This window comes from Enterococcus sp. S22(2020) (genome assembly GCF_020295385.1).
Taxonomy (GTDB): Bacteria; Bacillota; Bacilli; order Lactobacillales; family Enterococcaceae; genus Enterococcus_L; species Enterococcus_L dunnyi.
This window is the reverse complement of record NZ_JACFUD010000003.1, coordinates 209,645-224,899: the sequence shown is the minus strand read 5'-3', so window position 1 is coordinate 224,899 and position 15,255 is coordinate 209,645. Positions and strand designations below refer to the sequence as shown.

General features: G+C 38.6%; 11 protein-coding genes. 1 reads left to right on the top strand and 10 read right to left on the bottom strand.

Annotated features, from left to right (window positions below):
* Position 1: 1 nt before the first annotated feature.
* Positions 2-550 carry a CvpA family protein gene (locus H3T55_RS06830; protein WP_225533887.1) on the bottom strand — a complete coding sequence of 183 codons (549 nt, stop codon included), beginning with the start codon at positions 548-550 and terminating at the stop codon, positions 2-4.
* Between the two features lie 17 nt (positions 551-567).
* Complete coding sequence (gene zapA, locus H3T55_RS06825) at positions 568-1,008, bottom strand: cell division protein ZapA (RefSeq protein ID WP_162288321.1); 441 nt, start codon at positions 1,006-1,008, stop codon at positions 568-570.
* Positions 1,009-1,274: 266 nt separating this feature from the next.
* Between zapA and H3T55_RS06820 the strand changes: the two genes are divergently transcribed.
* Positions 1,275-2,270: a D-2-hydroxyacid dehydrogenase gene (locus H3T55_RS06820; protein ID WP_225533886.1), complete on the top strand. Its 996-nt coding sequence runs from the start codon at positions 1,275-1,277 to the stop codon at positions 2,268-2,270.
* A 74-nt stretch (positions 2,271-2,344) separates the two neighbouring features.
* On the opposite strand, the gene H3T55_RS06815 is transcribed toward H3T55_RS06820, so the two are convergent.
* The 8 genes from H3T55_RS06815 to H3T55_RS06780 form a co-directional block, all read right to left on the bottom strand.
* Positions 2,345-6,697 carry a PolC-type DNA polymerase III gene (locus tag H3T55_RS06815; protein ID WP_225533885.1) on the bottom strand — a complete coding sequence of 1,451 codons (4,353 nt, stop codon included), beginning with the start codon at positions 6,695-6,697 and terminating at the stop codon, positions 2,345-2,347.
* A 265-nt stretch (positions 6,698-6,962) separates the two neighbouring features.
* The gene (locus H3T55_RS06810; RefSeq protein ID WP_087640191.1) at positions 6,963-8,675 is read right to left on the bottom strand and encodes a proline--tRNA ligase; all 1,713 of its coding nucleotides are present in this window, start codon (positions 8,673-8,675) and stop codon (positions 6,963-6,965) included.
* A gap of 73 nt (positions 8,676-8,748) precedes the next feature.
* Entirely contained in the window at positions 8,749-10,017 is a 1,269-nt protein-coding gene (gene rseP, locus H3T55_RS06805; protein ID WP_225533884.1) for an RIP metalloprotease RseP, read from the bottom strand.
* Positions 10,014-11,174 carry a 1-deoxy-D-xylulose-5-phosphate reductoisomerase gene (locus tag H3T55_RS06800; protein ID WP_225533883.1) on the bottom strand — a complete coding sequence of 387 codons (1,161 nt, stop codon included), beginning with the start codon at positions 11,172-11,174 and terminating at the stop codon, positions 10,014-10,016. The genes rseP and H3T55_RS06800 overlap by 4 nt, the downstream gene beginning before the upstream one ends.
* A gap of 58 nt (positions 11,175-11,232) precedes the next feature.
* Positions 11,233-12,033, bottom strand: coding sequence for a phosphatidate cytidylyltransferase (locus H3T55_RS06795; RefSeq protein ID WP_225533882.1), 801 nt, complete (start codon positions 12,031-12,033; stop codon positions 11,233-11,235).
* Positions 12,030-12,833, bottom strand: a complete 804-nt coding sequence (locus tag H3T55_RS06790; RefSeq protein WP_087640194.1) for an isoprenyl transferase — start codon at positions 12,831-12,833, stop codon at positions 12,030-12,032. The genes H3T55_RS06795 and H3T55_RS06790 overlap by 4 nt, the downstream gene beginning before the upstream one ends.
* Before the next feature lie 202 nt (positions 12,834-13,035).
* Complete coding sequence (locus tag H3T55_RS06785) at positions 13,036-14,583, bottom strand: PASTA domain-containing protein (protein ID WP_225533881.1); 1,548 nt, start codon at positions 14,581-14,583, stop codon at positions 13,036-13,038.
* Positions 14,576-15,250 (bottom strand): ABC transporter ATP-binding protein, encoded by a 675-nt coding sequence (locus tag H3T55_RS06780; protein WP_225533880.1) that lies wholly within the window; start codon positions 15,248-15,250, stop codon positions 14,576-14,578. The genes H3T55_RS06785 and H3T55_RS06780 overlap by 8 nt, the downstream gene beginning before the upstream one ends.
* Between the last annotated feature and the right edge of the window lie 5 nt (positions 15,251-15,255).

Here is a 15,255-nt window from a genome sequence, read left to right as displayed (position 1 = left end):
TCTATTTAATCATTTGCTCGACCCATAAATCATAGATCTGCTTGGAAAATATTGGTGTATCTTTAACGATAAATTGTGCAAGTCCACTATTTTTGAATTGATTTTGAACGGCATCGACAGGAAGCATCGAAACGGTGTACAGTACTAAAAAGACCCCGACATACACTACAATAAAATTCAATAGTCCTCCCGCTAATCCATTTGCTTGTTTTAATACAGGTAAAAAAGTCAGCCCATGAGCAAAAATCGCTAAAAAGCGAACCACTAACCAGCCTGCTGCCATAATCAGCAAAAATGCAACAGCACCGTAAAATGCCTGATCTAAATCCAACGTCAGTTTTTGGTTGAAAAAAAGCAATTTCGTTTCTTCCGTTGGCGAAGGATAAGGAACATACAATTCTAAATGAGAAGCTAAGCTTTTATAATTTGATTTTGCGATAAGATACGTACAAAGATAACCGAATGTATACAAAATCTGCAAAACCAATCCACGTCTGGAACCAGTATAATATCCAATCGCTAGTATTACTAAAATGAGTAATGTTAACATCCTGTCATCCTTTCAGACTATTGCTCTGTACTTTTGTTTTGAATTTGTTGTTTTCGGTTTTCATTGAGTATTTGTTGGGCTTCCATGTGATTATGGATCTCAACACCTTCTTGACCGTTCTTTTTCAAAACATCTCGTGCCTCTTCTTCGATTGCTTCGATCCGTTTGATTCGATTTTCCAATTCAGCTAAACGGATTGTTTGTTTTTTGTATTCTGCCACTTCTTTTTCTAAATTGATCGTTTTCTCTTGTTTTTTTAGTTGATCAGAAATTGCATTGATCGCAAGTAACACGGATGCTTGCTCATTATCTGTCTGTGGTGAGATGTGCTTGATTTCAGCTAACTGCTCATTCACTAGTTTTGTGACTAGATCCATATGTTGTTTGCTTTCTTGCCCGATTATTGTATACGTATGATCAGCAATCACTGCTTTATATCTTGTTTTTTCTTTGACCATGATCGTGTTCCCTCCTGTAATGATCCATCAACTGCTATTGTACCATGAAAATCATTCGATTGTATTCTTAAATAAACCCTTTTTTATTATATGCTACTAAACAGAAAAATTAAAGGTCTAGGTGCATTATTACGTTTTTCATTAGATTTTTTTCGTTAAACGACTTCTTACTAGGAAATTTTGTCTAATTTTCATACAATAGCAAGAGAAAAGTTATTTATATTAGTTTAATAACTGATCTGTTTATACGAAAGGAAGAAATAATCATGAAAATTTTTATTTACGGGATTGGAAAAAAGGAACAGCCTGTTGCAGAAAAATGGGCCAAAGAGCATAACGTTGAGATTGCATTTACGGATCAAGAATTGAACACCCAAACAGTTATTTTAGCAAAGGGATACGATGCAATCTCATTTCAACAAATGGCCGCTGTCCATGATGAAAAAATCTATCAAATCATGGCAGAAAATAATATTCGTTTACTTTCTACACGTTCTGCAGGAATTGACGGGTTAAATAAAGATTTTCTAAAAAAATATCAGATCGCTGCCTGCAACGTGCCGGTATATAGTCCGCGAGCAATTGCAGAGCATGCCTTAACTTTGACAATGATGCTGCTGCGTCAAATTCCAAGACTTCTACAAAGAGAGCAACAACAAGATTTTACATTGGAAGGTTTGATTGGGAGAGAAATCCACGATCTGACAGTCGGTGTAGTCGGAACCGGTCATATCGGTTTAGTTACCGCAGAATTATTCACTGCCTTAGGTGCAACTGTCATTGCTTATGATAAATACCCTAAAGATGATGTGGATTCTATTTTGACTTACCGCAGCTCTTTAGAAGCAGTTGCTCAAGAAGCAGACATTCTGACACTCCATACTCCCTATTTTCCAGAGAATCATCATTTTATCAATGCGGCTTTATTGAAGCAAATGAAACCTGATGCTCTTTTGATCAATACAGCTAGAGGACCTCTAGTTGATACTTATGCATTGATCCAAGCACTTAAAAATGGACAAATTGCTGGTGCTGGTTTAGATACTTTAGAAGACGAAATGATGTTCGTCAACAAAACAAAAGCTGAACAAGAAAAGCAAAATCCTTATATTGAAGAACTACTGGCATTAGACAATGTTGTTGTTAGCCCGCACATTGCTTTTTATACATTACAAGCCTCAAAAATTTTGATGGAAAGTTCTTTAAACAGCTTATTTACTCTATATACAACTGGTTCTAGCGATGCTTTGATCCAATTATAAGACGTTTAAAAAGGATCTGGGAAATATCCCAGATCCTTTTTAAGTAGAATTTCCTAGAAACCTAGTCCCATTGTTTAAAGCATATCAAACAAGGATAACTGATTTTCATCAGGCAAATCTTTCAATACGCCATTTTCGTTCATATATTCTATCAATGTTTTAGAAACTTTTCCTCGTGTTGCTAAGTCCTCTTTTGATAAAAACGGTTCAGACCTTGCTTCTACGATAGAGCGAGCCACGTTTAGACCTAAACTTGGAACTGCCCTAAACGGGGCAATCAAAGTATCTCCATCGATGACAAAATTTTCAGCATCTGACTTATACAGATCGATCATTCCAAATTTGAATCCGCGCTCTAACATTTCATTCGCTAATTCTAAAACAGTCAATAAATTCTTTTCTTTCGTAGAGGCTTCCAGTCCTTTATCCTGAATCTCTTTCATTCGAGCTTTGACTGCTTCTTTACCTTGAGACATTGCCACCAAATCAAAGTCATCTGCACGAACAGAAAAATAAGCACAGTAATAAAGAATAGGAAAATACACTTTAAAATACGCTACCCGCAAAGCCATCAATACGTATGCTGCCGCATGGGCTTTCGGAAACATGTACTTGATTTTTGAACAAGAATCAATATACCAGTCGGGTACATTATTTTCCTTCATTGCTTTCAAGTATTCTTCACGCAGCTCATCAGGAATCTTATTCCATAAACCTTTACGTACCGTTTCCATAATTTTGAAGGCCATCCCACTGTCCAGTCCTGCATGGATCAAATAAACCATGATATCGTCACGACAACCAATTACTTCTGCCAGGTTCGCTTCTCCACGTTTGATCAATTCTTCCGCATTCCCCAGCCAAACATCTGTACCATGAGATAGACCAGAAATTTGTAATAGCTCTGCAAAAGTCGACGGGTGTGTTTCTTCCAACATTCCTCGTACAAATCTTGTCCCAAATTCCGGAATCCCTAACGTACCCGTTTTAGAATAGATCTGTTCCGGAGTAACACCTAAAACTTCTGGTCCTGCAAAAATCCGCATCATTTCCGAATCGTCTGTTGGTATCGTTTTCGGATCGATTCCGGATAAATCCTGTAGCATCCGAATAACTGTTGGATCATCGTGTCCTAGTATATCAAGTTTCAAAATATTATCGTGGATCGAGTGAAAGTCGAAGTGAGTCGTTTTCCATTCCGCATTTTGATCATCCGCAGGAAATTGAATCGGTGTAAAGTCATAGACATCCATATAATCCGGAATAACAATGATCCCGCCCGGATGCTGTCCTGTCGTCCGTTTCACCCCAGTTGAACCTTTTGCTAAACGATCCACTTCGGCTCCTCTGAAATGAAGATTGTGATCACGCTCATAGCCCTTAACGAAACCGTAGGCCGTTTTGTCTGCAACGGTACCAATCGTTCCGGCACGATACACATATTCCTCACCAAACAGCACCTTCGTATAGTTATGAGCTTCAGCCTGATAATCACCTGAAAAGTTCAAATCGATATCGGGTACTTTATCTCCGTGGAAACCTAAGAATGTTTCAAAAGGAATATCATGACCATCTTTAAACAAACGCTGCCCACAGTTCGGACAATTTTTCTCCGGCATATCGAACCCAGAACCATAAGAACCATCTTCAAAGAATTCAGAATATTGACAGTTCGTGCAGTGATAATGAGGTGCTAATGGGTTAACTTCTGTGATCCCAGTCATCGTCGCGACAAAACTCGACCCCACTGACCCACGGGAACCAACCAAATAGCCATCTTCCATACTCTTGTGCACTAACTTTTGCGAAATCAGATAAATAACTGAGAAGCCATTTCCGATGATACTATCCAATTCCTTTTTCAATCGTTTTTCAACGATATCCGGTAGTGGATCGCCATATAATTCTTTGGCACGTGTATAGCTCAAGTTTCTGATCTCATCTTCAGAACCTGGAATCTTAGGTGTATACAAATCATCCTTAACGGGAGTGATTTCATCACACATGTCTGCAATCATATTAGGATTTTCTACAACCAGCTTATGAGCTGTTTCTTCTCCTAAAAATTGGAAAGCCGTCAGCATTTCATCCGTTGTTCTAAAATGAACATCCGGCAAACTATGGCGATTCAGAGGATTTGCTCCCCCCATCGAACCGATCAAAATTTTACGATAAATGCTATCTTCTTCATTCAAATAATGGACATTCCCCGTTGCAACAACCGGTTTATCCAATTCGTCGCCGATCTTGACTAAATTCGCAATGATTTCTTCCAAGTCAGCTTCACTTTTGACTAATTCCTGTTCAAGTAAAGGCGCATAGACAGCTTTGGGCATCACTTCGATATAATCATAGAATTTTGCCCGATTTTTAGCCTCTTCTACTCCTTTTTGCATCATCGCTTCGAAAATTTCACCGCTCGAACAAGCCGAACCAATGATCAAGCCTTCACGTAATTTATTCAGCTGAGAACGAGGAATCCGCGGAATTCTGAAAAAGTAATTCACATTAGACATTGAGATCAGCTTAAAGAGATTTTTTAAACCAGCCTGTGTTGTTGCTAAAATCGTTGCATGGAAAGGACGTGCTCGTTTATACGAATCGCCTTCTCCAATATGCATATTCAGTTCATCATGATAATTCATGCCATGATTTTCTTTCGCATCTTTTAAGAAGATCCAGCATAAGTGACCCGTTGATTCAGAATCATAGATCGCCCGATGATGCTGCTCTAGATTGACACCGAATTTTTTAGACAAGGTATTTAAACGGTGACTTTTGAAGGTTGGGTGCAAATAACGAGATAATTCCAATGTATCGATGACTGGATTTTCAGCCTCTGGTATGTCATATTTACCATAACTCGTATTTAAGAAGCCCATATCAAACGAAGCATTGTGGGCAACTAAAATCGTGCCTTCTGAAAATTCTCTAAAAAGACGTAATACTTCTTCTTCTGATTTTGACCCGCGAACCATTTCATCCGTAATACCCGTTAAATTGATGGTCGTCTGAGACAAAGGATGTCCCGGATCGATAAATTGTTCGAATGTATCAATGATATTTCCTTTGTGCATTTTGACCGCAGCCAATTCAATGATCGTGTCATAAACTGCTGATAGTCCAGTCGTTTCCACGTCAAAGACAACGTAAGTAGCTTCACTTAATTCAATGTGCGCTTCATTATAAGCGATCGGCACCCCATCATCCACAACATTTGCTTCGACACCGTACAAAATTTTTACGCCCGCTTTTTTACCAGCACTGTGAGCATCCGGGAAAGCTTGAGCACCACCATGATCGGTGATCGCGATGGCCTTATGTCCCCATTTACCTGCTTGAGCGACTAAATCACCTACATTATTCGTTGCGTCCATCGTACTCATGTTGCTGTGTAAATGAAGTTCTACCCGCTTATCTCCTTCTGGTGCATAGTCTTTACGCGGTGCATGTTTGACTTCCATCAAATCCTGACAGTTCATGACTAGATCCCGCATAAAGGTATCTTCTTGAATACTTCCTCGAACTCGAACCCAACTATTTTTCTGGATCGCATCAAAGATTTGTTCATCCTTTTCACCATTCGAGAACTTTTTAACAATGAAAGAAGAAGTATAGTCTGTGATTTTTAAAATCAAGATTTTTCGTTTTGAACGCAATTCACGTACTTCTTTATCAAAAATAAAGCCCTCGATCGTAATACGGCGTTCTTCTTCTAAAATGTTGCCCATCGGCATAATTGGTTCATCATTGGGAATATTTCTACCCAAACGAATAGGACCTTCCAACGCTGGACCTTGTTGTTGCTGTTGTTTTTTCTTTTGTTCATGCTTGATCAACGACTCTGCTGCCTGCTGTTGAAAAGCTGCGTCTTGTTCTTGTTTTCGTTCCTCAAATAAGGCTAAAACACGCTTCGCCTGTTGTTCATCCATTTTAGGTTCAATATGGAATTTAGGAAAGCCGTAGTCAAGAAATAGATCTTCGATAATCGGTAAATATTGTTGTTTTAGATAGGGAATGACTGCATCATTATCAACAGGTAAAATAATTTTTTTATTTTCAATGATCGGTGTTTGACTCTTGATCACACGCTGTACTAAAGGAGTATCACACTGGCTGTTCAGTAACGCTACTTGCCAGTAGTCTGTTAACTGATCTGCGGTAAACTCGGTCTTTTCAGTCGTGATTTTCACTGAAACACCTGCAATTTGTTGAAATGCTAATTGTAATTGCTGCATAAATGATTGATACAGCATTACTGGTAAAATTTCTGAAAAGCCCAAATGAAATTCCCAATGACGGCTTTGCTGGTGAACAATTACCTTATTGATTTTTCCTTGTTGGATCAACGGATGTTGCCGTTCTTGTTCGCTTAATTGAATCTGATCGATCAACTTTTCAAATAAGTCTTGTGCTTTTTCTGCCACCAAACGAACCTCCTTTAATTTAAAAACGAAACAAACTCGGCTCTTTTCTCTTGTAAGAGTCTTGCCAAGTTAAACATATCTTCTCGAATTTTATTGATCTGAGCAAAAATCCGCCAGAAACATTTGATAAGAAAGAGGCCCTTAGACATTTCTGCCAAGTGCCTCGCCACAGTTTAGTATACTATTTTTCAAAGTGAAATACAATTGCTAGAAAAGACATAACGTCTATGAAACCATATAAAAACTGATTTCATAGACGTTTAAATTATTCTTTTTCTGGATTAAGCAAGATAGTCAAAGTACTTTCAAGTTCTTCCTTACGTACTTCTACCATTTCACCTGTTCGTTTGATCTTCACTTCAACAACACCATCGACCGCTTTTTTCCCAACAGTGATTCGGATCGGACAGCCAATCAAATCAGCATCAGCAAATTTCACTCCTGCACGTTCATTGCGGTCATCCACAAGAACTTCATAGCCAGAAGCAGACATCATTTCTTCCACTTCTTGAGCCAGTTTCGATTGGTATTCATCTTTGACATTCATTTGAACGACATGCAAGTCAAATGGTGAAATTCCGGTTGGCCAATTGATACCATTTTCATCGATATTTTGTTCAACGATCGCTGATAACAGTCGGCTGACGCCAATACCATAACAACCCATGATCACAGGTTTTTCACGACCATTTTCATCTAAGACCGTTGCACCCATCGACTCACTGTAACGTGTACCTAATTTGAATATATGACCTATTTCAATCCCCTTTGTAAATTCTAATAGTCCATTTCCATCAGGTGAAGGGTCCCCTTCTTGAACAAAGCGTAAATCTTCATAACTGATCGGTGTGAAATCACGCCCTGGATTCACATTAGTTAGATGGTAGCCAGTTTCATTTGCTCCAGCAATTGCATTGGCCAAATCCTGAACATGTCGATCAGCGTATAACTTAACTTCTTCAGATAACTCAACTGGTCCAACTGAACCAAAATCAGCACCTAAATATTTACGCGCATCTTCCTCTGTTGCTTCATCTAAGAAATCAACGCCTAAAAAGTTTTTCAATTTGACGTCATTGACTTCATGGTCACCACGAACTAAAACTAACACAGGTTCTTCATCAGCCATGAATAGAACTGACTTGATTATTTTTTGCGCTTCAACATTGAAAAATGCTGCAACTTCTTCGATCGAAGAGACGTTTGGTGTTGCTGTTTTCTCAATTTCTAATTGTGTCTCATGCGATTTTTTTGGTGTATAAAGGCTAGTTGCCATTTCTAAGTTTGCCGCGTAATCACCTTCAGTTGAAAAACAAATCGTATCTTCACCGATGTCAGATATGGCCATAAACTCTTTTGAATCTTTTCCGCCCATTGCACCACCGTCACCGATGATCGCCCGGAAATTCAGACCACAGCGCTCAAAAATAGCTGAGTAAGCTTTCTCATAATCGCGGTAAGATTGATCCAAACTTTCTTCGCTCGAATGGAATGAATAGCCGTCCTTCATAATAAATTCACGGCCTCTCAATAGACCGAAACGTGGACGTTTTTCATCACGATATTTTGTTTGGATTTGATACAGATTTAATGGTAAACGCTTATATGAATTGATTTCGTTACGGATCAGCTCAGTAAATGTTTCTTCATGTGTAGGACCAAGAATCAAGTCACGATCATTACGATCCTTTAATCGATACAAGTTGGGACCGTAAGTTTCATAACGACCAGATTCTTTCCATAATTCAGCTGGTAGTAATGCCGGCATCAACATTTCGACTGCATCGATCTTATCAAATTCTTCACGCATGATTTTCTTCAATTTTTCGAGGACACGATTAGCTAAAGGCAGATAAGAATAAATTCCTGCTGATACTTGGCGGATATAGCCCGCTCTAAGCAGCATTTGATGACTTAACACTTCAGCATCATTTGGTACCTCTCGTAATGTTGGGATTAGCATTTTTGACTGTTTCATCAGAACTCTCCTTTGTTTAAACGAATACCACAAAACTCCTCAAGTAGTCCGTTATAAATTGCAGTTTATTTAATTAAAAGAAAAAACGTTGAATATCATTCCAGGTCACTAACACCATCAATACCATGATAAAACCAAACCCAATAAGTGTTAGTATCCCTTCTTTTTCTTGACTCAAAGGTTTCCCTCTAAGTCCTTCGATAATGTTCAAGACAATTTTACCGCCGTCCAAAGCTGGGATCGGCAATAAATTGATGATTCCTAGATTGACCGACAACATTGCCATCAGCCAGATAACTGTATTCAATCCAGCTTTAGAAGCTTCTGAAGACATTTGGAACATCATGACCGGGCCGCCCAATTTATCCAAACTAAAACCGGTAAACAGTGATTTTAGCGCTTTAAAAATCTGCATAGAACTCTCTAAAGTCGTCTGGAAGCCTCCAGCCAGTTTGTCTGTGAAACTAGTTTTCTTCGGCGGTGTAATGCCGATCATACCAATTTCCTGTTCTCCTGACTTTTGACTTTTAGGTGTGATTGCTACTTCTTTTGTCTTTCCATCAGATTCTACGTCTAGTGTTAATTTTTTTTCAGGACTAGCTTGGATGATTTTTGTAAAATCCTCCCACGTCGAAACTTCTTTGCCATCGATTGCTAAAATTTTGTCATTTGCTTTCAAATCTGCTTTTTGTGCTGGGCTATCTGCCTGAACATCGCCAATCTGATTTGTATTTGTATATGTTACACCGCCCTGCATGAAGACGTATAACGTAAACAAAACAAAAGCTAAAATGAAATTATTCATCGGTCCGGCAAAATTCGTCAACATTCGCTGCCATAATTTAGCTGATTGAAACTGGACATCGACAGGTGCGATCCGTACTTCAGTACCATCTTGCTCAATGATCGTTGCATCATGATTTACTTTATAAGTGATTTCATTTGTTTCGTCACCGTTCACGTAACCTTTGATGAATAATTCTTCCTCTAGATCTGCTTCTAACATTTCCATCGGGATACTGTTTGTCAGCTGAACTTTTTTACTTGTATTGATCTTTACGACTTCTTCCTGTTCATTCAGTTCAACAGAAAGAGTCATCCCGGGGGCTAGCTCAGTTTCATCTTCCCCCATTCCAGCCATTCGAACATACCCGCCGATCGGCAGAATACGAATCGTATAAGCTGTGCCGTCTTTGCCTTGATGAGCAAAAATCTTTGGTCCCATACCTATCGCAAATTCCCGCACTAAAATTCCTGAGCGTTTTGCAAAGAAAAAGTGGCCAAATTCGTGCACAAGGACGAGAATACCAAAGACAATTATAAATGTAATGATCGTTTTCATAAATGACCTTCTTCCTTGATCCATCTTTCTATGATAGTTCTTGTTTTTTTATCGATCGCAATCACTTCTTCTAAAGTGACTTCGGTTGTTTCATTGTACTCGTTCACTGCTCGCTGAACAAAGTGTTCAATCTGCAAGTATGAAATTTTGCCTTCAATGAAAGCCGTCGCAGCGATTTCATTTGCTGCATTATAAACAGTTGGATAAGCGCCGCCTTTTCTCCCTACTTCAAATGCTAATCTCAACATAGGAAAACGCTCAAAATCCATTACTTCAAAATTCAACTGACTGATCTGAGTCAAATCAAATGCTTTTTCATTTTTTATCGGTAAGCGTTTGGGATACGTCAATGCATATTGGATCGGTTCACGCATGTCACTTGGTCCTAATTGAGCTAAGTAAGCACCATCAGTTAGAACGATCATTGAGTGGACAATACTTTCTTTATGTAAAACAACTTTTATTTTATCATAATCTACACCAAATAACCAATGGGCTTCAATAACTTCTAACCCTTTATTCATCATCGTGGAAGAGTCGATCGTGATTTTTTTCCCCATCGACCAGTTTGGGTGCTTTAACGCTTGTTCTAAAGTAACATTTTTTAGACCTTCTCGTGATAGATCCCTAAAACTGCCGCCAGAAGCTGTGATCATCAATTCCTTCAAATTTTCTTTTGGTTGTCCTTCTAAACACTGATAAATGGCTGAATGTTCACTATCTACAGGTAATATTTGCACCTTGTGTTTAGCTGCTGCCTCCATGACCCATTGGCCTGCCATGACCAGAGTTTCTTTATTTGCCAGTGCAATATCTTTTCCTGCTTCTATTGCGGCCATCGTCGGCGCAAGCCCGACGCTTCCTGTGACAGCAGTCAAGACAACATCTACAGAATCTAACGTAGCAGCTTGAACCAAGCCTATTTCTCCTACACCAAATTCAACTGCCGGAAAACGAGAAGCAAGAATTTCTTTGATATCTTCTGAGCCAACCCCGACATATCGAGGATTCAGCTGCTCAATCAAATCTGCGCCCGCCTCCACATTTGAATGAAATGTAAGGGAATCGATTTGAAATAATTCAGGATAAGCTTTGACTACATCAACTGTATTTGAACCGATCGAACCTGTTGCTCCTAGTAATGCTATTTTCTTCATAGTAAAAAGAAAAACTCTGACCAATCAGAGTTTTTCACCTTCCCTTCTTGCTTAGAAATTAAAATAATCCGAATAAATGCATGATTGGAAAAACAAAAAGCAAACTATCAAAACGATCCAAAATCCCGCCATGCCCAGGTAGAATCGTTCCAGAATCTTTTACATCATAATGCCGCTTGATCGATGACTCGACTAAATCACCAAATTGACCAACGATCGAAAAGACCACAGTCATTGCTAACATGATGGGTAAATTATACGTAAATAATTCTTTGTTTGGTGTTAACGTCAAGAATAATAACGCGACAACTGCGGCACTAAGAATGCCGCCCAAAGAACCCTCGATCGTCTTATTAGGTGAAACTTCCGGCCATAATTTTCTTTGACCGAAGCGTTTCCCAATGAAATAAGCGCCGATATCTGTTGCCCAAACCACAAATAATGCATAAAGCAGTACAACAAAGCCCGTAGCTCTTGCATTGACGAAGTTTTGAAAACCAACACCAACATACAAGCTAGTGATCACTGGAAAACCAGCCTGAGAAATAGTATACATATTTTTTGACGCCACAAGGCCGCCTAGTAAAATCATCACTGTAACATAAAACAAAATAAAATTGTCAGCTTTTTCAGATAAAAAGAAAAACCAACGCTCTTTCGGCAACACTAGCAATACTGCACCCAAAGCAGAAAGGATCCCTTCGAAACTAACGATTTCTAACCCCTTCATTCTAAATAACTCGTAAACACCAACCACTGCAAGCACAGCAGCAGCCAATTCGATCACAAAACCTCCGTACCAAATAATTGGAATAAACACAACTAAAGCTACGGCAGCCGTAATAACACGCTGTCTCATTTATTTTCCTCCTCTGTTTCTTTCAGACCGCCAAAACGACGGTTTCTATTCTGGAATGAAGCTAAAGCCATTTCCAATAGTTCTTCATTAAAATCAGGCCATAAAGCATCCGTAAAAAACAATTCACTATAAGCGATCTGCCAAAGTAAAAAGTTACTGATCCTTTCTTCGCCGCTTGTACGAATCAACAATTCAGGATCTCTTAACTCCTCAGTCAAAAAACCTGTCATCAAATGTTGCGCTATAGATTCTTCTGTAATAGCATCTACCTGAAGCTCTCCACTAGCTGCTTGTCCAGCTATTTCTTTTACCGCAGTAACGATCTCAGCTCTTGAGCCGTAATTTAGCGCAAAATTCAAGACCATGCCCGTATTCTCTTTTGTTTGATCGACAGCACGCGTAATAGCGTCTTGTGTGTGTTCTGGTAGAAATTCTTTATAGCCCATCACATGAACTTTTACATTTTCTTTGATCAGCTCCGGTACGAATGTATCAAAAAAGTCAACCGGCAGCTGCATAAGAAAGCTTACTTCATCTGTCGGGCGCTTCCAATTCTCAGTAGAAAAGGCATATAACGTGAGAACCTTGACCCCTAATTTACTCGCATGCTTTGTGATCTTTTTGACGGTGTTCATCCCTTCTTTGTGTCCAGCAATTCTAGGTAAACGACGATTTTGTGCCCAACGGCCATTCCCATCCATAATCACAGCTACATGTTTAGGGATCGCTCCCTCATTATTGAAAGTAAAGTCACTTTCCTGCTGTATATATTTATTCTTTTGTGGAAAAAAACGTAACATATTTTTCCCTCCAATCCAAAAATCTGTCTAGACTATTATAGCAATATCTTTCAGAAAAGCCTATGCAAATGAAAAATTTTTCGAGATTATTTAACAAATTCACTTAATTTACAAAGAAAATCCCCGATTCACCCTCCTATTCCATTACAAAAAGCGTGCAAAGAAAACGGCAAGATCGTTTTCCGTACACGCTTGTTAACTTTTATTCTTCTGACTCTTTCGTTGCTTCCGGTTTAAGATTCCCTTTACTTATACCAATTTGGATAACTGAATCGATAGGAACAAACTCATTATAGTTACTCATTTTTACAACAGTTCCTTTGGTAACAGTTGAATCAACATAATACACTTGATAGGTTATGTTTGCACCCTTTGATTGATACTCATCAAAGAATATCTTTTGAAGATCGCCTTCTACTGTATTATCACGTAGATCCTTGATATAAGGCTTACCAATCGAGTATACAACCTGAATGACAGGCTTATCATCTTTTTCGGTAAACTTACTTCCGATTTCTACTGATTGACTGATAAAATGCCCGTACGGTACCGTGTTGTTATACAATTGTTTCACTTGTACCTGCAGCCCATTCCCTTTATCCGCTGCTTCTTCTGCAGTAAATTGTGAAAAATCGGGTACGATCATCGCTTTTCCTGTAGAGACTGTCACTGTCAGTGTATCTCTCTTGGCAACTTTTGTGTCTTTACCAATGCTTTGAGAGATCACCTTGCCCGCTTCGATTTTATCAGAATCTGCTTCTTCTACTTTTAATGTGATTTCGTTTTTCTTCGTCCATTCCGTGACTTCTTCTTTTGTTTTTCCTGTAAAATCTAGCATGGCAATATTTTTTTCAAAAACCTCTTTGCCTTTTGAGAAATAGACTTTTGCTTTGTCTTTACGTTTATATTCTTCTGCTTTTACATCTTTATTCGTGATCTCAAATTTAATGAAATCTCCTTGTGCTACTTTATCACTGTATTCTTCAATAATCGCTAAATTATCTGCTTTTTGCTCTGTGATCCATTTCTTTGCTTCGCTGATTTTCATTTCTTTAAATTCAGGTAACTGGATCTGCTCTTCCGGATCAGCACCCAAACTAGCATCAACAACTAATTCTTTGCCTTTTTTGATCTTTTTGTTTTTGACCGTTTGATCAATGATCAAATTCGCTGCTTTATCAAAATCATATTTCTGTTCGACTTGAAGTTTCACTCCATTTTCAGCTGTCCATTCACGAACCTCTGATAATTCTTTCCCTTCAAAATCAGGGACTTTTACATGTGTCAACTGATAGTAACCAACATACAATAAAATTACAGCTGCCAAACTTCCCATACCGATTAAAATCAGTTTTGTTCTACGTTTCTTTTTGTACGTTGGATCCGTTTCGATAAACTCATCCGGATTTTGTGACGTAGTCACAGGTTCCGCTTTAGCAACTGGCATTTCTGCTTCTTTTTTTGGTTCATATTTTTTCTTTTTTGTACGCTTCTTGGTGTAGATCACATCATCAGTATTTTCTACTTGTTTAGGTTCTTCTTTTTCATTTGCGGTTTGCTGAATATTTTTTGAAGTAGAATCTACTGTATTTTTAGGCCCAACAAAAGCAGGTGTTGGCTCCTTTTTTGCAGATGATTGTTCTTCGTCATTTTTGATTGCTTTAGTTTTTTTCTGTTCTTTTTGCTTATTTTTATTTTCGCGGGTCTTTTCATAATTCTCACCGCTGAAATTTGATAGAAAATCACTCATATTTTTTTAACACACCTTTTTTCAGGTAGTACGTCTCATCCGACTGGGCAGCAATCTCATTCGAGTGAGTAACTACGATCACACATTTATTATGAACTTTCGCAAGATTTTTGAAAATGTCAACGATCTCTTGCTCCATTCCTTCATCTAAATTTCCGGTTGGCTCATCTGCTAAGATAACATCCACATTCGTCGATAGTGCTCTGGCAATCGCCACACGCTGCTGTTCACCACCTGATAATTGATTGACTAAGCGATCCGCTTTTTCGTGCGTGATCCCAATGTAATCCAGTAGATTATAGGCAACTTCTTTTTGATTTGGCGGTAACTCATTATCTGTGATCGACATGGCAACTAACACATTTTCTAATGCAGTCAAATACGGAACGAGATTATAACTTTGGAAAATAATACTGATATCATCACGGCGGTATTTTTCATAGCCGATTGTTTTGATATCTTTTCCATTCAGCAAAATTTGTCCTTCCTTTGGTGTATCTAATGCACTGATCAATGAAAGAAAGGTCGTTTTTCCAGATCCTGACTGACCTAAAATCGTATAGAATTTTCCCTGTTCAAAAGACACGCTGGTATCTTTCAAAATGAAGCGGCGCTGATCACCATCTTGGTAAAAATAACTAAGCTTTTTTGTTTCTAAAATCGCCATTCTCC

Excerpts from the sequence above, each read along its gene's own strand:
- H3T55_RS06830 (WP_225533887.1), bottom strand. The coding sequence starts at position 550 with ATGTTAACATTACTCATTTTAGTAATACTAGCGATTGGATATTATACT.
- zapA (WP_162288321.1), bottom strand. The coding sequence starts at position 1,008 with ATGGTCAAAGAAAAAACAAGATATAAAGCAGTGATTGCTGATCATACG.
- H3T55_RS06820 (WP_225533886.1), top strand. The coding sequence starts at position 1,275 with ATGAAAATTTTTATTTACGGGATTGGAAAAAAGGAACAGCCTGTTGCA.
- H3T55_RS06810 (WP_087640191.1), bottom strand. The coding sequence starts at position 8,675 with ATGAAACAGTCAAAAATGCTAATCCCAACATTACGAGAGGTACCAAAT.
- rseP (WP_225533884.1), bottom strand. The coding sequence starts at position 10,017 with ATGAAAACGATCATTACATTTATAATTGTCTTTGGTATTCTCGTCCTT.
- H3T55_RS06800 (WP_225533883.1), bottom strand. The coding sequence starts at position 11,174 with ATGAAGAAAATAGCATTACTAGGAGCAACAGGTTCGATCGGTTCAAAT.
- H3T55_RS06795 (WP_225533882.1), bottom strand. The coding sequence starts at position 12,033 with ATGAGACAGCGTGTTATTACGGCTGCCGTAGCTTTAGTTGTGTTTATT.
- H3T55_RS06790 (WP_087640194.1), bottom strand. The coding sequence starts at position 12,833 with ATGTTACGTTTTTTTCCACAAAAGAATAAATATATACAGCAGGAAAGT.
- H3T55_RS06785 (WP_225533881.1), bottom strand. The coding sequence starts at position 14,583 with ATGAGTGATTTTCTATCAAATTTCAGCGGTGAGAATTATGAAAAGACC.
- H3T55_RS06780 (WP_225533880.1), bottom strand. The coding sequence starts at position 15,250 with ATGGCGATTTTAGAAACAAAAAAGCTTAGTTATTTTTACCAAGATGGT.